Source organism: Enterococcus moraviensis ATCC BAA-383 (genome assembly GCF_000407445.1).
GTDB lineage: Bacteria > Bacillota > Bacilli > Lactobacillales > Enterococcaceae > Enterococcus_L > Enterococcus_L moraviensis.
In genome coordinates, this window is the sequence record NZ_ASWB01000003.1 from 18,760 (window position 1) to 40,737 (window position 21,978).

At 33.5% G+C, this 21,978-nt stretch carries 17 protein-coding genes and 2 pseudogenes; 2 read left to right on the forward strand and 17 right to left on the reverse strand.

The genetic code is table 11. The annotated features are described in order from the left end of the window. Positions 1 to 134: 134 nt before the first annotated feature. From I586_RS10170 to I586_RS10220, 12 genes and pseudogenes are all read right to left on the reverse strand, one after another. Positions 135 to 878: a TraX family protein gene (locus I586_RS10170; RefSeq protein ID WP_034702336.1), complete on the reverse strand. Its 744-nt coding sequence runs from the start codon at positions 876 to 878 to the stop codon at positions 135 to 137. Between the two features lie 337 nt (positions 879 to 1,215). Then, positions 1,216 to 2,361, reverse strand: a complete 1,146-nt coding sequence (locus I586_RS10175) for a WxLIP family cell surface protein (RefSeq protein WP_010766065.1) — start codon at positions 2,359 to 2,361, stop codon at positions 1,216 to 1,218. Between the two features lie 138 nt (positions 2,362 to 2,499). Further along, positions 2,500 to 2,622: pseudogene (locus I586_RS17560) on the reverse strand (DUF3788 family protein); the annotation flags it as partial. A 26-nt stretch (positions 2,623 to 2,648) separates the two neighbouring features. Continuing rightward, positions 2,649 to 3,482, reverse strand: a complete 834-nt coding sequence (locus I586_RS10180; protein ID WP_010766066.1) for a WxL domain-containing protein — start codon at positions 3,480 to 3,482, stop codon at positions 2,649 to 2,651. A gap of 48 nt (positions 3,483 to 3,530) precedes the next feature. Further along, positions 3,531 to 4,358, reverse strand: coding sequence for a WxL domain-containing protein (locus tag I586_RS10185; protein WP_010766067.1), 828 nt, complete (start codon positions 4,356 to 4,358; stop codon positions 3,531 to 3,533). A 24-nt stretch (positions 4,359 to 4,382) separates the two neighbouring features. Next, positions 4,383 to 5,213 carry a WxL domain-containing protein gene (locus tag I586_RS10190; RefSeq protein WP_010766068.1) on the reverse strand — a complete coding sequence of 277 codons (831 nt, stop codon included), beginning with the start codon at positions 5,211 to 5,213 and terminating at the stop codon, positions 4,383 to 4,385. Positions 5,214 to 5,242: 29 nt separating this feature from the next. Next, positions 5,243 to 6,079 (reverse strand): WxL domain-containing protein, encoded by an 837-nt coding sequence (locus tag I586_RS10195; RefSeq protein ID WP_010766069.1) that lies wholly within the window; start codon positions 6,077 to 6,079, stop codon positions 5,243 to 5,245. Between the two features lie 14 nt (positions 6,080 to 6,093). Next, on the reverse strand, positions 6,094 to 6,804 hold the full coding sequence (locus I586_RS10200; protein ID WP_010766070.1) for a WxL domain-containing protein: 711 nt from the start codon (positions 6,802 to 6,804) through the stop codon (positions 6,094 to 6,096). Then, entirely contained in the window at positions 6,801 to 7,193 is a 393-nt protein-coding gene (locus tag I586_RS10205) for an LPXTG cell wall anchor domain-containing protein (protein WP_010766071.1), read from the reverse strand. Before I586_RS10205 ends, I586_RS10200 begins: the two co-directional genes overlap by 4 nt. A 16-nt stretch (positions 7,194 to 7,209) precedes the next feature. Beyond that, positions 7,210 to 10,398 (reverse strand): hypothetical protein, encoded by a 3,189-nt coding sequence (locus tag I586_RS10210; RefSeq protein WP_139242629.1) that lies wholly within the window; start codon positions 10,396 to 10,398, stop codon positions 7,210 to 7,212. Positions 10,399 to 10,471: 73 nt separating this feature from the next. Further along, positions 10,472 to 11,137 (reverse strand): winged helix-turn-helix domain-containing protein, encoded by a 666-nt coding sequence (locus I586_RS10215; protein WP_010766073.1) that lies wholly within the window; start codon positions 11,135 to 11,137, stop codon positions 10,472 to 10,474. A gap of 266 nt (positions 11,138 to 11,403) precedes the next feature. Further along, the gene (locus I586_RS10220) at positions 11,404 to 12,522 is read right to left on the reverse strand and encodes a site-specific integrase (protein ID WP_010766074.1); all 1,119 of its coding nucleotides are present in this window, start codon (positions 12,520 to 12,522) and stop codon (positions 11,404 to 11,406) included. 389 nt (positions 12,523 to 12,911) lie between these two features. Here I586_RS10220 and I586_RS10225 point away from each other — a divergent pair, with 389 nt between their 5' ends. Together I586_RS10225 and I586_RS17580 are read left to right on the forward strand one after the other, a co-directional pair. Next, entirely contained in the window at positions 12,912 to 14,420 is a 1,509-nt protein-coding gene (locus I586_RS10225; protein WP_010766075.1) for a helix-turn-helix domain-containing protein, read from the forward strand. A 127-nt stretch (positions 14,421 to 14,547) separates the two neighbouring features. Continuing rightward, positions 14,548 to 16,097: pseudogene (locus I586_RS17580) on the forward strand (IS3 family transposase). 81 nt (positions 16,098 to 16,178) lie between these two features. Here I586_RS17580 and I586_RS10245 read toward each other — a convergent pair. The 5 genes from I586_RS10245 to I586_RS10265 all read right to left on the reverse strand — a co-directional run bounded on the left by I586_RS10245 (position 16,179) and on the right by I586_RS10265 (position 21,668). Continuing rightward, positions 16,179 to 17,579 (reverse strand): glycoside hydrolase family 1 protein, encoded by a 1,401-nt coding sequence (locus I586_RS10245; protein WP_010766079.1) that lies wholly within the window; start codon positions 17,577 to 17,579, stop codon positions 16,179 to 16,181. A 148-nt stretch (positions 17,580 to 17,727) separates the two neighbouring features. After that, entirely contained in the window at positions 17,728 to 18,486 is a 759-nt protein-coding gene (locus tag I586_RS10250) for an ABC transporter permease (RefSeq protein WP_010766080.1), read from the reverse strand. Beyond that, entirely contained in the window at positions 18,483 to 19,124 is a 642-nt protein-coding gene (locus I586_RS10255; protein ID WP_010766081.1) for an ABC transporter ATP-binding protein, read from the reverse strand. The genes I586_RS10250 and I586_RS10255 overlap by 4 nt, the downstream gene beginning before the upstream one ends. A gap of 6 nt (positions 19,125 to 19,130) precedes the next feature. Continuing rightward, positions 19,131 to 19,775: a DNA alkylation repair protein gene (locus tag I586_RS10260; protein WP_010766082.1), complete on the reverse strand. Its 645-nt coding sequence runs from the start codon at positions 19,773 to 19,775 to the stop codon at positions 19,131 to 19,133. A 375-nt stretch (positions 19,776 to 20,150) separates the two neighbouring features. Further along, positions 20,151 to 21,668: a helix-turn-helix domain-containing protein gene (locus I586_RS10265; RefSeq protein ID WP_010766083.1), complete on the reverse strand. Its 1,518-nt coding sequence runs from the start codon at positions 21,666 to 21,668 to the stop codon at positions 20,151 to 20,153. Positions 21,669 to 21,978 lie beyond the last annotated feature (310 nt).

Consider the following 21,978-nt stretch of genomic DNA (forward strand, 5'->3'; position numbering starts at 1 on the left):
CTCCTATTGAAATTAGATTACAATAGCAATTTACCATTATTCGTATATATTTTTAACTAACTATGAATTCGTTACATTCAAAAGAAGATTTACGCTACTAAAAGTTTAAATACAAACATGCCCATCTACTATAATTATAAAATTAAATATCTTATAACTTCAAGTACTATTATATGAACTGGATAAAACGCATAAAATCCCCATTTTACCCAATTTGGAGAATATCCTCTTTTTCCATTATAATGCAATAAGATATATCCTACTGCTAAAAAACCAAACGGCGAAATTAATTCTACTATATATGCTAATGTATTTGTGGAATACAGCAATCCTATAATTGATAGAACTTCGAATAAAACAAAATATACAAGCATCGTAATTTTTATTCCTTTATCATTATGGAATTTATACAAAGCCCAAATTAAAAGAACTCCTACTACATTCCAGTCAGATAAAATTGAAAATGCAGCAAAAAGAATAACTATGAAAAAATGTAATACTGAATTTTTCGTTTTACCATAGTATATCATCATTAACAGCCCCATAAGTAACGTGAAAAAAATATTGTTTGGAACATCCGTTATAGAAAAACTATAATCTTGATTATGCAGTAGATAAAATGGATAAATTGATATAATCCAAAATGTAGTTAATCTTAACACATATTTTTTTAGATTTTTTGAATAATGGCACCCTTCTACTAATAAATACGCCATAATAGGAAAAGTAAATCTTCCTACAAACTCCGAAATTGCAAAAAATGGGAGCATCTGAGTCCCTTGACCCCATTCAAATAATATCCCTATGTGATTGATCAACATAGCTGAAACTGCAATTACTTTTAAATGAAAACCATCGATTTTTTTTCCATGTACAATATATTCTCCTTTTTTAACTACTAGATATTACGCTTAAACTTGAATACATATATCAGTATACCTAAGTATTTTTTAAATAGTTTAATTTTTCGTTTCTAAAGCCCGATTGTCTCTTATTAATCGTCAGACAAGTATATGAATAGTTAAACGACCGTTAACATAAATAATGAAAAAGAACAGTTAGCCAATAATTCACATATTGTTCCAATACATATGATTATTTATTTTTATTGATAATATTTTAGAACAAAATAAGATACATTCTAATATTAACTTACAAATAAAAAATCATCTTATTAAAAACTTCTTACTAAATTTTGTATTTTCTTTTATGTCATTACTTTTCTTTTCTATCCTTATTAGAATTTGATACTTTTTGTTTGTTCCTTTTTTTAGCTTTCTTTCTAGCTGCTAGTTTTTTAGCTTCACGCTCTTTTTTCCGTTTTCTTTTAACCACATACACTATAATTAGAACTAAAATCAATACTAATAACAAAATACCACCAGCTATTAAATACATCATCCACTGGTTATCTTCTTCTAAATCAACTGCTTTTTCATTTAATTTCTTTGCTTCATCTGCTTTAATAGTGAACGTTTCATCCCAATTCCATTTTTGTCCAGTTTTTTTTGACTCTGCAGTTAATTTGATTTGGTATTTCCCTGCTTTAAAAGGCTTATTATTCCAAGAAATCGGATAGTTAAATACCGATTGTGGTGCCATTCTATAGCCTTCTACTGTACGTTCATGGATTACTTCTGTTGACCCCTCTTTATATATTTTTGCTTGATAAGAGATATCATCTAAATTGATTGGTTGTGGATTTCTTATAGTAGCTTTTACTATATTTCGTCCTGCCTCTTGAGTCGCAGTTGTTTTCTCATATTGCAAATCGGCTTTGACTTCTTCATTACTTTCTACCAAAGTCATTCCAATCGTATACGCAATTTTGTTTTTAATTTGCATTCCTGTCTCTTTTTTATCAGAATCCTCTGTATCATCCGTTAAAGATGTAATGTAAATTCCACCTAATATCATTCCTTTGAATTTTTCATTTGGAAGTTTCAAATGAATTTTTACGATTTTTTTACTATTCGCTGGAACTTTCACCTTTTTATCTGTTGAAGCTATCGTAGTGATTGGTGTACGTAATGAAGCATCATATTGATAACTCTTGGGTAACGTTGAATAATCGATTACACCATTATCATTCGTAATTGCAGGATTGATTGCTAACGATAATTCTTGTTCATTTGATGAAGAATTAAATAGTTCTAAAGATAGATCCTGTTCTTGTCCCGGTTTTACTTCTAAATCATAATAGGTGACCTCTTTATTCCGTTGATTCTCTGGCAAAATTGCTTTTACTGAAAAGCCATTGTTTTCCTCTTCAGCTGCAACTTGTTGAAAATTACTAAAAAAGCACAGTCCTATAACAAAAATGAGCATAAAATAGAATCTCAATTTATTTATTTCTTTCATTTTTCTTATTCCTTTCATTTGGCGAGTACCATTTTCTAATTTATTTTTACACTGATAATCATTTGCTATGTATCAATTTCTTCTAAAAAAGAGAAGTGTTTGGGACATAACTCTGCGAGTCATATCCCAAACAACTGGTATACGAATAAACGGTGGGAGCAGAAGCAACCCTTTCGGAAATAAGCTGGAATTCACAAAAATCGGAAGTGCAATTTCCATGAATTCCTTCTTATTTCTCGGGGTTAAACACTCCTGTCCCAACCTCTTTTACTTATCTCTTTATGCTATTAAATTGTATCTGATAGTTCCCATGTTAATGTAGCTGTATACGTTTCTTTTTCTGGTTGTTCTCCTTGCGGTACATTTAGCTGTACGTATGGATTAGTACTTACATCACTATAGTCAGCATCTGAAGTATAACCTTGGCTAAAAACTACAGATGAAATTGAAGCATTTGCTGATTGACCTGCTTTTACTTTTAAAATAGAAATACTATTTGCTGCTTCTGTTGGAATTGTTACAGGTGTATTTTTAGCAATTAAAGCAGGGGTTTCTAGTAAGGCAGTTGCATCATTATCTTTACTAACCATATCAAGACTGCTATTACGGACCTCTCCATTATATAATTGAATACGTGAGTTTTTTAATTCCTTTGTTCCAGAAGTAAATGTAGTGGCAGAAACTTTCACTTCAAATTGTCCTGTTCCACCGCGTTCATCTGCTACCTGAACAAAATGAGGAATTTTTAACTTAGCATCAGCAGCAGGTGGGACTTTACCATCTAGTGATTTTTGGTAAAGAGACATCTGTGATTCGTAGTTGGCACCTGTTGATTTAATTTTCACTGTGCCAAATTTTAATGCTGGAATATTCGTGAAACGTAGCGGCCCAGTCGTACTTTTACCTTCACCGTCTGGAACATAGATATTTTCATCTGGAGAACCTGGTATAATTAAACCATTATCACCAGGATTCACGCCTCCATCATTCTCATCAAATGTTACTGTTGCATCAGTTGTTTCACTTAATGGAGCAGCTTGTGCAGTAGTTGATGTTCCTGCAAAAAGTGTTAAGGCGATAGCACATGCTCCTAAGCCGGAAAGTACTTGTATTTTTTTCATTTTTGGTAACCCCTTTTTATTTTTTTAATTGATCGTTTTTATTTTGAATTATAAACTATCTGTTAATGTCCAAATTAAGTTTGTTTTGTATAATGCTTTATCGTATTTTTTATCTGTTCCGTTAGTACGCAATTTCAAACCTGAGTGTGCATCTTTTAAAGTTGCTTGATTTGCTGTTTCATAAAAAGTTTCATCATCTGCATAATCTTGAGCAGATACAAATGTTACACTTGATTTTGAACTATCTGTATGTTGACCAGCCTTTGTTGAAAGCACGCGGATTGCATTACCTCCAACAGGAATATCTACAGAACTTCCAACAGATAAGCCAACTACGCCATCTAATAAAGGTGAAGCGTCTGCTACATCTGTATTAAATAATTGTTGTTCATGAATCTCAATTCGTGAGTTTGTTAATTGATTTGTCGCATCTGTAGTATTAGTAAATGGTGTTTCTTGTTGAACAGTTAAGTTCCAACTCCCTTTGATTCCACGTTCATCCGTTACTTGAGCAAATTGAGGAATTTTAACTTCTTCAGTGCTTCCACCGACTTTTCCTAGCCCCCACTTTACATCGTACCATTCTGTTTTTGAGCTAATTTTTTGACTACCAAATGAAATTCCTGGAACATGTTCAATACGTAATGGACCATTTGTGTGGCTACCTTCTGGTCCTGTTGGCTCAATAATTGGTTTTTCTTCTGGTCCTGGTCCTGGTACAACTGGAATTCCGCCTTCAGCATCTGTATTCGCTTCAAAGGTAACATCTCCTGTAGTAATTGCAGGAAATTCAGCTGCTTGTGCTAAATCTGCAAATGTTGTTACACCGATACCACTAATTAAACAACTTAATGTAATAATATTTTTAATTTTCATTTCTATTTCTCTCCAATTCTCTTTTTATAATGCTGATTCTAATGTCCACACTAAATCTGTGCTATAATTTTTGCCGATTTCTAATACTTGTCCGCCATCTACTGATAATTTAACTCCTAAGTTGCGGTCTTTTTTTGTAACATCTACATCGCCAGTTTCAGCTGTACCATCTTTACCTTGACCTGTAGTTCGTTTCAAAGTATCACCCATACGAACAGACCAGCTACCATATCCTTGTTCTTTTGCGCTATCTGCTTGTGTAAGTACTACTGAAGAACCAGCATCATTACCAATCACCGTTTCAACTGATTGTTCTGGTACCGTTGGAAATTTCACATCGTCTACAATGTTGCTATTGCTTTGAATTGTCATATCTGTAAATGATAATGTCGCTTTAATTGATTTTCCTTCTGAAGTAAAAATGCGATCATTTTTCACAGAAACTTTCCAACCTTTAGTTCCGCCACGCAAGTCGACTACTTCAAAAAATGTTGGTTTTTCTTCTGTGCTACCATCAGTTTTTTTAGTTATTGTATCGAAAAGCGCATAATAGTTCTGTGTTTTTGTAGCTAATCGATTTTGACCAAAGTGAATCGCAGGAACATAATTAAATCTCAAAGGTCCTGTTGTTGCATCTCCACCTTCTGGAGGAATAATATCTGTGCCATCGCCTTGATCTTCTCCACCATCACCTGGATCTGTAACATCTTTGTCATAGTCGATATCACCATCATTTTCAACAAATTCAATATCGCCTGTTGTATTTCCTACTAATTCTTCAGCCATAGCTGATGTTGTGCCAATTGTTCCTAAGATTGCAGTGCTTACTAAGCTTAACATTACTAATTTTTTCATTTTATTCTCTCCTAAATATATATATTTTATCAAATTGAATCTGATAATTCCCATGTTAATGTTGTCGTGTATAACGATTTAGTATTGATGATTTGACCGTTCGGTACAGTTAGTTTTACAGAAGCATTTCTACCTTTTTTACTTTCATCTATGTTACCTTCTGTCCCAGTGCCATCTATCCCTTTTCCAGTTGTAACAGTGGATGTACTACCATATCCTACTGACCATTTCCCATATCCTTGTTCTTTTTCTCCGATTGCTGTAGCTAAGCGAACACTGCTCGAAGAATCATTGGTCACTGCGATTTCATTTTCACTGTTACTCATTTCCGGACCATACAAAATAGGGTCTAGATCTGTAAGTGACTTCGTCGAAGGATTGGAGAAATACAAAGTGGTTTTAAGCTCATTTGTCTTTCCAGTTGGATTTTCTTCAGTAAAAATGCCATTGCCAGAAACAGTTACAGACCATCCCATAGTCCCGCCACGTATATCTTCAACTGTAAAATAAGTTGGATATAAGTGAGTCGAAGCTGCATTTTCTGCCCCTCTTTGTTCAAATTTTGCATAGTAATTTTGTGTTCTAGACGTTATAGCGTTGTTGTTACCAAAGCTAATATTTGGTATATGGGTGAATCGTAATGCTCCGCCAATCGGATTTGGATCTGGATCTGGATCTGGCTTATCTGGATCATCTGGGGTAGGATCCGGATCTGGATCTGGTGTTGCCGGCGGATTATCTGATGCTTCAAACCCAATATCACCTTGAGTAACGCCCGATACAGGATACTCTACCGCTTCAGACGTTAGTCCCCCACTCAAGGCAAGTAGGAAAATACCGCACGAAATTAAACTGATTTTTTTCATTTCATTCCCCTCTCCTATAAACTATTAGTAAACGTCCATTCAATAGTTGTCGCGTATGTTCCTTCTTCTTTCGGCGTATCTCCAGGAATTAAAAAGGATACGCTATTTTTCGCTTTTTCAAGTGTCTCACCAAATTGAATCGTCCAAGTTCCTTGTCCCGTTTCTGGGCCAGCTTTTACAACGGGTACAGCTTCATTCGGTTTTTCACTAGATAGCTTTACTTCATCCATGATTTCAGTCGGTGTTCCTGCTTGCACCATTGGGGTACTAGCATAGAGGTTCCGAAAAATGAAATAGGTGTTTTTTAGCTCGAACCCGTTCTCATTAGTAAATGGTTGTGTTTGTCTAGCGGTTAAAGACCAACCTTTACTTGTCCCACTCTTATCTGTAAATTGAACAAAATTTGGTGTTTCTTTTTCTGTTCCTTCTGAAGTTATTTTATCTAGCTGTGCATAATATTCTTGTGATTTTTCTGAAATCGACTGCGTACCAAATTGAAAATCACTTACATAACTTAAACTATACGGTCCTTCAGTTGGGGGACGATTTGGATCAATAGGTTCCTCTGGATCTTCTGGGTCTACCGGCTCCTCTGGTGAGGTGTCTTCGGTAAAAGAAATATTTCCTTGTGTCTTTCCTTCTGCTTGAACCAGCTGAGGTTTTATTCCTGAGAATAGCGCTATAAAGCTACCCAAAAACAGAGAATAAATAAGAATTTTTTTCATTTTTTCTCCCTCCTACGGTTTCTGCTTAGATAAAAGATGGCGACAAATGCAAGCATGATTAGACCTATCCATGGCAATACTTGTATTATTTTCTCACCTGTACTTGGTAAGTTTTTACCTCCAAGTGGCTTTTCATACCCCACCAAAGTGGATGAAGAGCTACTAGATTCTGATGGAGTAGTTCCAGAATCTCGACTTGGTTCTGTTGTTGGTTCTGTTGTTGGCTCTGTCGTCGGTTCCGTCGTTGGTTCTGTTGACCCTTTTACGAATGTTATACCAGCATCAGACTTCATTACTCCAGCTTCCCCATGAATGGATTTTCCAGCAACGCCAAAACTTAAAAGTAGTAGACAACCTGAAAGGACAAATATATTTTTTTTCTTTTTCATTTTGTATTCCTCTCTTTTAAAGTGCAGCGGTTAATTCCCAAATGATAGCAGCGCCATACGTTTTCTTTTTGGCTGTACCTCCTGGAATTCTTAAATTCAATCCGCTGTCTTTGGTTAACTTCACTTCTGTTTTAGTAACACTATTGTTCATTTTAATTTCAACATTTGATTTAGCGATTGGTTGATCATTGTAATATAAAATATTTGGCAAACGATCATTATCTAATGAAACAAAATCTTGATTGATTTTTGCGTACAAACGCCAACCTCGATCTTTTTCTTGTGCTGTACGATTATCGCCAATAAACAAACTTTCATTTGTACTTGACGCTTCTAGTTTTTGATCTTTCACTGATACTTTTCCATTTTCAAAACGCATTGTTTCAGGAACTTTAATAAATCGTAGTGTTCCTTTGAACTGAAGGTACGCAGTCCAACCTTTTCCTTCCAAATATGGGACTTCTAATCCATCTATTGGATAAACAGTTTTCATATCAGCTTGATAGTAGTTAAGAAATTCATATCCTTTACTTTTCTCTATCGTTGCTTTTTGTGTTATTATGTCTGTTTCTTCTGCAATATTCAGTTGTTTTCCAACAATTCGCTCACCTAAAGTAGTCGATGCTGGGAAATTCGTATCATTTTCGTCATACAATAATTGATATGCTTCATCCACAAATTGAACGACGACTTCTTCATAACGATAATAGACTGTTCCATTTGGACCAAGAGTGCTTTCTGCCAGTACCTTATTGGTTTCCGGTTCTAAAATCTGTATTGGTAGTAATTGTTTGACCTCTCCTGAAACAGGATCAATCGCCTTAAAGGTGGCAACCGCATTATCACTTACCTTCAAGTTGCTCATTTCAGTACCTTTAGAGATTTGATAAGCAGAAACTTTTCCATATTCTTCACTTAAAAGTTCTTCACTTGTCGTATTTCTTGATATATCCCAAGGTATAGTGAAATCTGTTGAATAAAAAACATAATCTCCTACTTTTTCTCCACCAACATAAACTTTAACCGTTTGTTGTTTTGGCTCATCGCCGTAATTAAGAGTAAAAGTTAAATCAAAGATTCCTTCTTTTTTAGTCTCTTGAATCGCTTTAAGTTGTTCTTGATTGATTTCAATACCTTCTTTTGATGGTAAAGACAGCAGGCTATCTCCTGTTTCTATATCCCATGCGACTAGTTTTGCATAATTAGATTTGCTTCTTAATGCCGCATCTGTAACTTTTGTCACATCTGTTAACGGAATGTGGAAATTGTGTGCATCAAGCATGCCTTTTTTATTATAGATTGTTCCATCAGTCACCACGTTTACTCTACTAGATGTTGACGTGATTTGTTTCTGTGAATCAGAAACAAAATAAGTGACATTTTGCGAACCGACTGTTTTAAAGTCAAACCCTAGTGCATCCCAATCGATCGGGTTATCTATTTTTTCAGGATTGCGGTTGATTCTATTATTGAGCCATTCTTGATCTTTTGGTGACATGCTTCGGTTAAAGTCAAATTGATCATAAACCTTCGTTGCATTTAGGCCTTCATAGTTATTTATTCCGACCTCACCAGTTAGCAGGAATTCTTCTCTTGCCTGTTCTGTTTGCAGTGCAGGATCATCTTGATTCATGATAAGTTGCTTAGGTGCTTTAATAATTGGAGCAAAGTCGTCTTCAGCGTTTAAAATACCATAAAAGTTATTCGCTACCGCTGTTCCTCTTTTAGTATAGGGTCCGCCAGTGGGAAAATCATCTACAAATTGAGTGCCGCTGACTTCACCACTTGTATATACATTGGTATCCGTTAACTGAATGAGGTTTCTTACATTCAACTTCTCTGTTGAATCTATAGTTGCTAATGAAAGGATATTAAAGTCTTTATCCATATTTCCCATGATCAATCCAGGTTCAGTTCCATAACCGTTTAGTTCACCGGAAAATGAATTCGTATACCCAAAATAGGTATAATCATCATTCAGACCTGGATTTATTAATAGTGATGTTCCCTTTGGGTATTCTTTAATAGTTACAACCTTTTTTTCATTAACTTCTAATCTTTTTAAATATGTTTTTTCTCCAGTCTCTATAAAATAATAGTAATCTGGCGATGAAATGTCTTGTAAATATTCTATCGTCGCACTCACTGGTTCATATGTGTAACGTAAATTTCCTGTCTCATCCCAAATATTTAAAAAGTAAAAGGGTTTTTCCTGAGTTGAAGTTAAAACTGATATGGCAACATATTCTTGACTTTCGCTTCTAACAAGAGATTCAGGTAATAGCCCATCAGTTGCTCCTTCTGGCAGTTCACCTTTCCCATAGCCTAGCTTAACGCCATAGTCGAATGCCTCTTGCATTGAGGTTAACAATACTGGTGTTGTGTAATTCCCGTTTGCATCTAGTTTAATTGTATTATAAGCATCCGTTCTTGTTGCTTTCGTCACACCATTTAAATCAATGTATGAATACTTATAAATATCTTTATTGTAGTTCATAGATGCTCTTGACATTGACTGATTATCTGGATTTTCAGGATAGCCATTCGTTTCTATTTTAGATCTAGATAGTATATTTAAATCTTTGTCAACGACTAGTCTAGAAGGGCCGATATCTTTATCGTTATAATATCCTGTATACAGTAGCTCATACTGGCCGTTTCCAACAGGAACTAACAACTCTGCTATAGCATATGATCTATCATCAAATTGTTTCCCTATATCGAAACTAGGGGTTCCACCAGAGATCCATAGCTGATTTTTTATATTCCCCTCACCATCGACCAATACCAACTCTGTAATTATTGAATGATTCGGTATTTCAAAAGGTAAACTATGATGAATAAAAACTTGAATAATATTTCCATCTTCGGTTTTTACCGCCATTGTGGGTGTTTGATCTGTAATAACTGAACTTCTTCCATGAATAGGTCCTCTTGTTAAATTGGTGATGACTTTTTGATTTTGTGAATAGTCAGGAAATTTTCCTTTTAATGTTGCTTCAAATACTGGTTGCCCATCAAAAGGAAGCTCTTGAGCAGCATCGGTTCCTTTATCAACTACGATTGGATTGCCATCGTTTGCTTTTGCTTTTAACATTACTTCATTTTTAGGTAGGTAAGCCCATAAAGCTAGCCCTAAGCTTATGCACGTCATTAAAATGATACTGACTAGGATCTTGTCTGATTTTTTTATTGATCTCTTCACTTCTATTTCCCCTTTCTTTTTGATTTTCTCGCGCCCACCCTCCACCCATTATTCTTTTAATTTGTCTTACTCATTAATCAGCAGCAATTAAGCGATAGCCTTTTGTTCTTACCGTTTGTATGTAGTCTTTTCCATAGATACCCAATTTATTGCGCAAGTGGAAAATGGTATTTGTCACACGATATTTTTCGTATTTCTCTTCCCATAACGATACTCCGATTTCTTCGTAACTTACTGTTTGATTTTCTTTTTTTTTTAATAGCATTAAAATTTGAAATTCTTGGTTAGTTAAACTAATTTCTTTCCCATTATTTAGCTTGACACTCAGATTATTCCTATTTAATGCCAATTCCCCGTTACCATTTTCTTGACTCACTAATCGATCTTTAAAATCATTACTTCTTATTGTATTACGCATTAACTGAAATAGTTGGCTGTCTTCATCTCCGCTATTTATCCATCCATTTATTCCAAGTTGTAAATAAACTTCCAACTCTTGTTTGTTTATCTCAGAAAGAATCAACCATACGAATTTTAATCCAGCTTTTTGAATTGCTAACAGCCACTCACATGTCTCTAAAAAATAATTTTCACTACCAACATTTATAACTAATACATCTTTTGTCATACATTCATTTTTGTCTTCTACTAATGTGTACTCATAACCATTTGCTATAGAAAGTCCTTTTATATTTATACTTTCTTCTGATCCGAGACAAACAAACCCTAATTTTATCACCTATATCACCTCCTTGAATTTCGGCAAACTATTGAAAACTTTATGTATTAACCATATCTGTTGCAAACTCTCTTGTAAGCCACTAAAATAGGAAAAAAGAGAGATTCTTTATTTGTATCCTCTCTGCATTGTTCAGAAATTCAGAAATTTCTTCTTCATTGCGTGATATAAGCTGAATAGTTAAATAAATTGACCACAGTAGTGACGGCTAATAAAATTAAAGAAAAAAGTAAAATCAAAAATCGATTTTTGATTTTACTTTTTCTTTAGTTTGAAGATTCCAACAAATTATCGACAATTTGCATTGCTGCCTGTCTTTTTTCAAGCATTGAATCCGTGTAAATATCTAATGTCATTCGAGTTGATTGGTGACCCATCAATCTGCTCAAACTTGCTATATCCACTCCATTTTCTAAACATCTTGTCGCAAACGTATGTCTTAGTATGTGGAAATGAATCTCTCTTAATCCAATTCTTTTAACCAACTTAGAGAACCGATAATTGATGACTCTTGGTTCCGCTACTCGTCCTTTACATGAAATAACATGTTCCGATGAAGAACTGTCATACTTTTTTTTCAAGTATGCTTTTAAATTCTTAGGCAATGGAATGATTCGCTCAGATTGTGCTGTTTTTGGTGTATCAGAATAGACTTTTGTGATCGAGTTTGTTATACGTTCATCTAGTACTCTTGAAACCGTTCTTCTAACAGCAATAGTATTTTCAGTAAAATCAATATCAGACCATTTTAGACCACTAATTTCACCAATCCTCATACCAGAATATAAGGCTAATATAACAGGAGAACATCCTTCCTCTTGAAGTGCAAGAGTTTCAATTTTCTTTTGTTGGGCTATTGTTAAAGAATGAACTTTTTTTCTTTTGTATTTAGGTAAAATAACCTTATCACAGGGATTAGAATAAATATGATTTTGCTGAACTGCTGTATTTAAACTTTTTTTAAGAACATTAAATATGTTTCTTATCGTACCAGGAGATAGATCTCTATCATGTAGATGATCTACGAATGATTGAACTTTTTGTGAATCAATGAGATGTATTGGGTATTGTCCTAAATTCGGGATAATCTGTTTATTGATTAATCTTTTATAAGTATAATACGTGGAACTTTTAATATTCTTTTTCATAATATTAACTAGCCAAAAACTCATCCATTCTTCTAGTATACTTGTATTTTTATCGATTATTCTTGGATTAGCTGGCATTTTGGCTTTCATAACAGTTAGCTTTTCTTTTACTTCAAAATATTTTTTCCCATAAATATAACCGTAAACTATTCGTTGATTGATATCACGTTCTTTTATATACCGTCCTTCCCAGCGTCCATCTTTTCTTTTGTATATATTTTCACCTTTTTTCACCATACTATTTCACTTCTTTCCGTTAAAATTTGACGTTTTTTTTGACGGCTAATAGAAAAGTTCATTTAAATGAACAATTAGGTATTTTTTTTTTTCATTTAGACAAAATACAAAAAAAACATATGAAAAATCAAATAATTTTATTAAAAATCCATTGACTTAGAAGTCTTTTTAATTTATATTTTGAAAAGTCGCTACTTTTTCTGCTTGTTTTAAGAGATTTTCTGAATTTCTGAACAATGCAGAAATTTTTTCTTTTTTTTTGTATAAATTTAGTATATAGTTTAATAATTTTTTAGGGATTCATAATTCGTGTTATTTTTTTACATTAATTTACTTTTTTGCATCAAAATATTTATTAATATATAATATTAATAAAAAAGGTGGACAATATGGAATTTTTACACGAATTATTAGATAAGACTTCTATTTATAAGATAAGAATTCTCTATATATTGAAAAATAAAAGTGATTTTATAGGGCTTGATGAATTATCAAAAATATCTGGGTTAGAGCGTCGTACACTTGAAGGTTATATTGATGAATTGTATAAAGATTACTTAGAATTTGTAATTGAACCTTCAAAATTAAGCCTGACTATCTTAGGGAAAAAAATCAAAATGGATTATCACTTATATGAAGACTTTTATTATTTTCAAATGTATATTATTAGTAATTCTTTTAGTATCAAACTTCTTAGCAACCTTTTGCTTGGTGATACTATAAATACAACAAGATATTTGGCTGAGTACTTTATTTCTAAATCAACTTTGCAACGAAGAGTGAATAACATCCGAATGCTTTTAAACATTTATGACATAAAACTAAGTAATACTAAAGGTGAACTTCATCTAATAGGAGATGAAGCACAAATTCGAATACTTGCTTATACTTTCTTTTGGATATTGTACAAAGGAAAAAGCTGGCCTTTTCCTGTAAAGAAAAACCAAATAGAAAATATGCAAATCGAACTTTTCCATCCCTATGATAACCAACTAAGTAAAACTAACATTGAAGACAGTTTATTCATACTAGCAATAAATACGATTCGTTATCGAAAAGGATATACAATTAATTTTTCTCAGCTAGAGGTTCAAGAATTATTATTTGAAGACTTTGTTCTCTACAAGAATAACTGGGAAAAAAAATACTATCTTTCATCTAATGAGTACTTTTTTTTCTTATTAGTTCTTCAGACACAATCTAAATTTTATCTAGACAAGCAATTAAAAACTCCTATATTAGAATTACATAAAAAGTTTCGGACCTCCATCTATAAATCTGTGGAAACCTTCTTTTCTTACTTTTCTAAGTCAATTTATTTTATATCTGCAAGTCAAAAGGAGAAATTTTACACTCATATCTTAGCAAATCATTTATTTTGTTTTTTATTTAAAACAGCTCCTGTGGGAATTTTTGGCCATCCTACAGTCTCCAATGTTAATACTCGGTTTCCAAAACTTACGTTAAAACTAGAGCAATTAATTAGTCAGTTATATAAAGAAACTGGTCTAACGATTTTCGAAAACCAAAAATTTCTTATCCCAAATTATGCTCTCTTTTTTGCTTCTATCCAAAATATTGCTTATTTCGAAACCGAAATTTCAATTTTTATAGACACTGATTTACCCATACTTGCTGAAGAAAGATTACGTAACCTGTTATTTCATTTTTTAGAAGGTAGTTACAATATTAAAATTGTGAATAGTATTGATAAACTCAAAAAATCATCATTTGATCTTGTTTTAACCTCTAGTTTTGTTCCAGAAATTAAATCTGCTTCAAAAGATGAACAATTGATCTATATAACTGAAGAGCTTCGAATTGAGGATCTCGTGCGCATTAATGAAGCTCTTTTTAAAATACGACAAAAAAAAAATTCATATCCATCTGAAAGTTAGGACTAACTAGAAGTTTAGATAACTTATTCTTTCAACATTTTCAAATAAAAAAAAGGGATATAAAACTAGAAATCTGTACCGACCCCAAAGGTTAGACCTGAAAATCTAACTTTTGGAGTTTTTTTGTATGGCAAAATACAGTTTTAAATTTAAACTTAAAATTGTCCATGACTACTCATCTAGTCAAGGAGGCACACCGTTTCTCGCAAAAAAGTATGGGTTTAAAAATAATTCTCAAATAAGAAAATGGATTAATAGCTATAAAGAACTTGGTTAAAAAGAACTACTTCGCAGTCGGAAAAATAAGAATTACGCTGTTCAATTTAAGCTGGATGCGATAGAGTTGTATTTGACGACAGAGTTGTCCTATCAAGAAGTAGCCAACCTTCTAAAAATGAACAATCCACCATTGATTGCGAATTGGCTTAAAACGTATCAGAAGTTTGGTATAGATGTACTCTCTAAACAGAAAGGACGTCCACCAACAATGCCTAAGAAGAAACGAGAAATGAAACCCAGCCATTACCAAGTGAATAATCTCAAGTAGAGAAACCAGAAAAAGAAAATAGAATGTCAAAAATTGAGAATGCCTATTTAAAAGAATTGAGGAGGCTGTGTTTAGAGGACAAACAAAAAATGAACGAATCACCCGAGTCATTCACCCCTTCCGAGGACACTTTCGATTAAAAGATATGCGGTTGGGACAGAAGTGTTTAACTCCGAGAAATAAGAAGGAATTCATGAAAATTGTTCTTCAAATTTTTGTGAATTTCAGCTTATTTCCGAAGGAGTTGCTTCTGCTCCCACCGTTTATTCGGATACTAGGTGTCTGGGATATAACTCGCAGCGTTATGTCCCAGACACAGCCACTTACATGTACTGGCAAAAATGTTTAGACAGAACAAATTCAACACAAATGATTGAAGAAGAAATTCAAGCGATTCGTAAGGAACGTCAACATTACGGCTATAGAAGAATGACATAAGAATTGAAGAGACGTGGATTTCAAGTAAATAAAAAGAAAGTACAGCGATTAATTCAAAAGTTACAGTTACAAGTCAATGCTTTCACTAAGAAATCAAGGAAATACAATTCATATAAAGGAACCGTTGGTAAGATCGCTAGAAATTTGATTCATCGCCGATTCAACACCACTGTTCCTCACCAAAAAATCACAACAGATACAACTGAATTTAAGTACTTTGAAGCAGATAAAGCAGGCATCCTTTGTCAGAAAAAACGATATTTAGATCCATTTATGGATATGTATAACCGTGAAATTTTAAGTTACAGTCGTCTAATCAACTAAACGGTAAAACGATGATGAGTGGTCTAGAAGAAGCTATCGCTCAAACAAATGATTGTCCCTATCGTCGCACCTTCCACTCTGATCAAGGATGGGCTTATCAAATGAACGCCTATATACAAACATTAAAGGACAACAGTATCTTTCAAAGTATGTCTCGAAAAGGAACCTGTTTAGATAATTCTCCGATGGAGAATTTCTTCAGCATTATAAAACAAGAATTGCATTACGGTAAAGTCTATCAAAGTCAAAATGAGTTACGACAAGCAATTGAGAACTACATTTATTATTATAATCATCATCGGATTAAAGAAAAACTTAACTGGAAAAATCCAGTAGAGTTTCGACAATTGAATCAAAAAACTGCATAAAAAATAGAGTGAAAAAATCCACTCTATAAAAAGTCTAACTTTTTGGGGTCACTACACAATCAGTTTTGTATCCTTTTCTTTTTATTTATCGGTTATTGTATTGGTTTGAGCAACTGTTTTAAACCAATGACCTGATTTTTTGATTGTTTTTATTTGCGTATGAATATTGGTAGAGATAAAACCATAACGATTTTTATAAGCATTCGCCCAAGACCAACAATCGATTGGTGTCCATAAATGGTAGCCAAAACAATTCGAGCCTTCTTCGATTCCTTGATGAACCCACTCTAAATGTTCCCGAATAAAATCAATTCGGTAGTCATCTTCCACAACGCCCGCTTCATTCATAAACCTTTCTTCGCCTGAAATCCCCATCCCATTTTCAGAGACAAACCACGGAATATTTTTGTAATTATCACGAATATTGATGGCAATATCATATAATGCTTTTGGATAAATTTCCCAACCTCGGTCAATATTCATCCGACGACCAGGCATATTGTACTCATCAAAATAACGATTTGGCACCCATGCCCCCACACTATTTGGTGCAATATCTGGTGCTTTCACGCGGTTTGGATGATAGAAATTAACACCTAGAACGTCAATCGTATTTTCTTTGATCAAAGCCAATTCTTCTGGTGTACTTTCCCAAAGAACGCCATCTTTGATAAATAAATCAACTAACTCTTGCGGAAATTCCCCATGAACAGCCGTATCTAAAAACATCCGATTATTAAATAACTCTGCACTATTCGCTGCAGCTAAATCTTTTGGATTATCAGAAGCTGGATAAGTCGGTGTTAGGTTTAAAATAATCCCAATTCTTCCCCCATCGTTTTGCAAGCCCATTTTTCTGAACGCTTGGATTGCTTTTGCAGAAGCTAAATTCAAATTATACGCTACTTGAACTGCCTTTTTTCCATCAACGATTTTGGGATAGTGAAATTGGTGTAAGTATTCTCCTTCAACGACAACGATTGGCTCATTATGTGTAAACCAGTCTTTGACACGATCGCCAAATAGCTCAAAGCATCTTTCAGCAAATTTCACATATAAATCAACCACATGTTTTGATTCCCAACCACCATATTTGTGATACAATTCCACAGGCAAATCAAAATGATGTAAGTTCATGACAGGTCTGATTCCCGCTGCAATAAACTCATCGATCACATCATTATAAAAACGAACAGCTTCTTCATTGACCGTTCCTGTTTCAAAATCGTCGATCAAACGTGTCCATTGGATCGATGTCCGAACGCTATTTAACCCAATTTCTTTCATCAACGCAATATCTTCTTTATAGCTGTTGTAAAAGTTAGAGGTAACATCCGGTCCTACTTGATCATAAAAATCTGTTGGCTCAATTTCATACCAATAATCGAACATATTCGCATGTTTTTTATTAAATCGCCCTTCACTTTGTGGTCCTGATGTCGCAGCACCCCACCAAAAATCCTCTTTAAATGTTCGTTGCATAACGGTCCCTACTTTCATCGAATTATTTTTCAATCCTCGTATTCCCCATCATTATAAAGCCAAAAACAACAAATGTCTATACTTTTAATTTTAAAAGCATATAAAAAAAAGACAAGACTGATTTCATCTTATCTTTTTAATAATTTTATTAAAGAATCAATTGTTTGCGCTCATTATAATATTCTTTATAAGCTAAATAAGTTGCAATAACTGAGCCAATACTAGTTGCCGAAAGTAGCATAAACGTTACCATAATCTGATACTTGATTGCATGTACTGGATCGACTCCAGCAAAAATCAGTCCAGACATCATCCCAGGTAAACTAACGATACCAACTGTTTTGGCGGAATCAATCGTCGGTGCCATCCCCGTTCGGATACTTGCTCTAACAATTGAACGAGAAGCTAACTTAATATCTGCACCTAACGCCAATTTTTCAAGGACTGCTTGCCTTTGATCATGAAACAAACTGTCCATATTTCGATAGCACAAGCCAATTGCAATCATTGAATTACTTGCAATCATCCCACTGATGGGAATGATTTGCGAAGGAATAAAACGAATTGCACCTGATAAAACTAAGACACCGATCGTCACTCCCGTACTACAAAAAATCGCTAATAATGAAATCCAAAAACCATTTTTCAAATGATTGCTACGTTTCCCCGCATTTAACGCGGCATTAACAATAATGATCCCAGCCATGACGATGGTCAAAATCACATTATCTAGTTGAAAAACATATTTAAGGAGATACCCAACTAAAACAAGTTGAATGATCGCTCGACACACACTAATAATGATATCCTTGGTAAAACCTAATTTTTCTTTATAACTGATCAGTAATGCTACTATCACTAGCATCCCAGCAAATAAAAGCGACAAATCATTCACGGCTAAGTTCATTCAGTTTCCTCCAATCTACCTGCTACGATTTTTTTAACGATCGTGGCTTGGGCAATCTCCTCTGGATCATGCGTTACGCGAATCAGTGTAATGTTTTTCTCCTGATTTAGTTGCAGTAACCAGTTATTAACAATTGCTTTACTCTCTTCATCTAACCCCGCTGTCACTTCGTCCAACAGTAACACTTCAGGTAGAAAAATCACATTGCGGATCAAAGCTACACGTTGTTTTTCACCCCCTGATAATTCAGTGATTTTTTTATCAAGATAACTTTCAGGTAGTTTGACTTCTTTTAACAAGTTCAATACATGACTTTCTTGAAATTCTTTTTTACGTACTTCATAAGGAAACATAAAATTATCCCGTACGGTTTCGCCAAATAGTGAAGGTTGTTGAAAACAGTAGGAAACCTGCATGCGGTAATTTTCTGGAGTTAGCGTTTCAATGTCTTGATCATTGAAGCTTATCTTTCCTTTAGTTGGTGTTAGCAAGGACGCTAAGATCTTAAGTAAAGTGCTTTTCCCACTGCCGGATGGGCCTGTGATGGTTGTGTGGCTGCCTTTTTCAAACGATGTGGTGATATCGTTTAGGATTAATTGTTCTTGGTGTTGAAAAGAGATATGTTCAGTTTTTAACAAGATTGATCATTCCTTTTGATTGTTATTAAGAAAATGTCCTAAATTTTTATTTTTGAAAATAATTTTTTCTATTTGAAGCTCTTCCTTACTACCTTGCCATAACGATAATTCATCCATAATTTTTTCAGGATATTTTTTACTGATATCCCTTAGCGCATTTCCGCATGATTTTCTAACGTATTCACTGTCGTCATTTTTAAGTGTTGCCAGCAAACGGATAGCACTATCAGGATTATCTTTAAAATAAGGACGGCTTGTCCAAATTCTTAACCCTTCTGAAACAGCTCTTCTAGTACTACTATTTTCAAAGTTTAACCATTCGTTTATCGTCACTAGCGCTTCTTCATAGCCTATTTCTTTACAAAAATGATCAAATGCCATCCCTAAAATTTCTTGCACTCGCCAATTATCATCTTTTGAGACATTCTTTTTCAAGAAATTTAGTACCTCACGATTTTTTGATGCACGCTTTCCAAACAGAAAAACAGCGACCATTCGTATTTGATAAATTTCAGATGCATATAACGTAAATGCTAGCTCCTCTAATTCCTTTTCTGTCCGCTCTTTTTCAAGTGAATCGGCTAAGTGTTCCATTGGTTTAAATCCATTAGGAACGTTGGCTATTTCTTTCAACTCTTCTTCTAACGTCATTTTATACTCCTTTCACTTTTCTGGTTACTTTGAGAAAAAATCAGTTCAACTATATTTTCTGACAGTTTGCTTATCTTCATGCTATTCACTACCAAAGAATCGCTCCCAAAATAGTTTATATAATTAGTATAAAACAAAAAAACTGTAAACAAAACTCCCGATTTAGAAGTTTGTCTACAGTATGATGCTACGCAGTGTCTACTTAGCTCTCGGAGTTAAACTCTTTTCTCCCAAAAGCATCGCTGTTGCCCTTAAACTATCAAGTTCCTTTTACAAATACTTATCTTCTTTCCAAAATTCTCTTTCTCTAAATGAAAAAACTTCTCTATCTTTGGAATCAACTTGATGAATCTGTATATTAATGCTTTTTCATATTTAAGTATGAGAATATCTAATCTTCATTTTATATCTTTGGGTGTAAATTGTATCTAGATATGTAGTGAGTCGATTAATTTTTTCTTGATCAATCGTTGAATCCCAAACAAAAGTGGGGATATCTTTTTTTAACCATCTAGTCAAGCTAACATCCGTAATCAAAAAATCAACCTTGTTAGAAGTGTAAGGTAGGAAAGTCACTGGAAATGAAAGGTTCTTAATCAACATCTCTTCAAAAAATTCTTTTTGAAACACACTAGAGTGAGAATAGAGCGCAATATTTAGAGCCGGACGTTTACTTTTCATTAATTCCGAAATAAATAGCAAATAGAACGTACATAGCGCATCTTTTTGAGCATATAAAGGCTCTATAATAGGAACAGAAAAGAGCGTATCCAAAAAAGATAAAATAAGTTTATACTCAATAAATAAATCTATTTTCCCATAAGACATATTCGTAAAACAAGGGACCGTTTCCACAGGACCAGGTAAATACAAATATCTACTATGGAGTGAAAGTAAATTGTAATAAAGATAAAAATATTCATTAACATCTAAAGCAATCTCGAGTTCAGCCATAAATCTCTCTATCCATTTTTCAGTAATCAAAGTAGCGGTATTTATTTTTAATCCAGAAAAAGCAGTTAACTTCAAAGTTGAAATTTGTTTTAAAGGATAGATTTGGCTTGTAATGAGCGAAAAATATAAAAAGTTGGCTTCATAATGCCAAGCTTCATCATCTAGCGTCAATAAAATCTGAAAATCTTTAGAAAAACCAAAAAAAAGAGAATAAAATTGTTCTTTGGAGAGCATAGGAAAAGCTGGCTCATTAAATTCATATTCTTCAGTAATGAAATAGCCCTTGTCGATACGGGACAATGTGACCGCAAGCCAAATAATTACCATGTTTGGCTTTGCTAAAAAAGTTTTTAGTTCCTCGTCACTTTTTTCAATTACCTCTTTTAGTTTATTAAATTCAATTTCCTCGAATGGCCATTTTAATACCTTGTAAGATTCCCAAAATAATGTGAAGTAAAAAAACCGAATGTTCTGTTCTTTACCCACGATACTATTCGACGTTTTTAAATCTAAACTTAAATTGTATTGCTGTAAAATTTGGTTTAGTTTTTTTGTTTGTCGATAAACAGTCGAGTAACTGTAAAAATACTTTGTCGCAAAACTATGTAAATCAAAGAAAGTACTATTGTAAATTTCAAGACAAAGATTAAATAAAATCGACTTTTCCAAATAATAAAGTAGAAAGTAATTGATATCGAAATCCTGTGCAACCGTCACAGTCAACGTATTATCATCATTTAAAACAATAGATATGTATTTTTCACACTCTAATTGTTTACTATCATTTACTAAAGACTTTAGGTTTTTGATAATAGTTCGTCTGTCTTTCGATAATTTGTTTGTGAAATCCGAAATAGACATAACCATATTATTCCCTCGTGGAAAGCTATTTAATATCTCTAAGCGAAAGACAAATTCCTTATTTAGTAGTACTTTCATGAACAATTATCCCCTTAATATGTGCTGGAAACTTATTATTATTAATTATTACTTTTAGAACAAATTTAGCTCTTTGAAAAATAACTCCATCAAATAGAGTAAGAAATGACTATGATTGTGTAAAGACAAGAAAATTTTCTTACAACAATTACTAGAATTTGGTCTGTTGCTGATGCAGTTAACATGTTATACATTGAAACTATTCCTCAGTTTGGAACGATCCAATCAACTCCGTTTTCTCAGAACTAGATACCTCTATCCATCAATCTAGTTATTTTTTAGGTACTAAAAATCATCTTTCCAAAAGAGA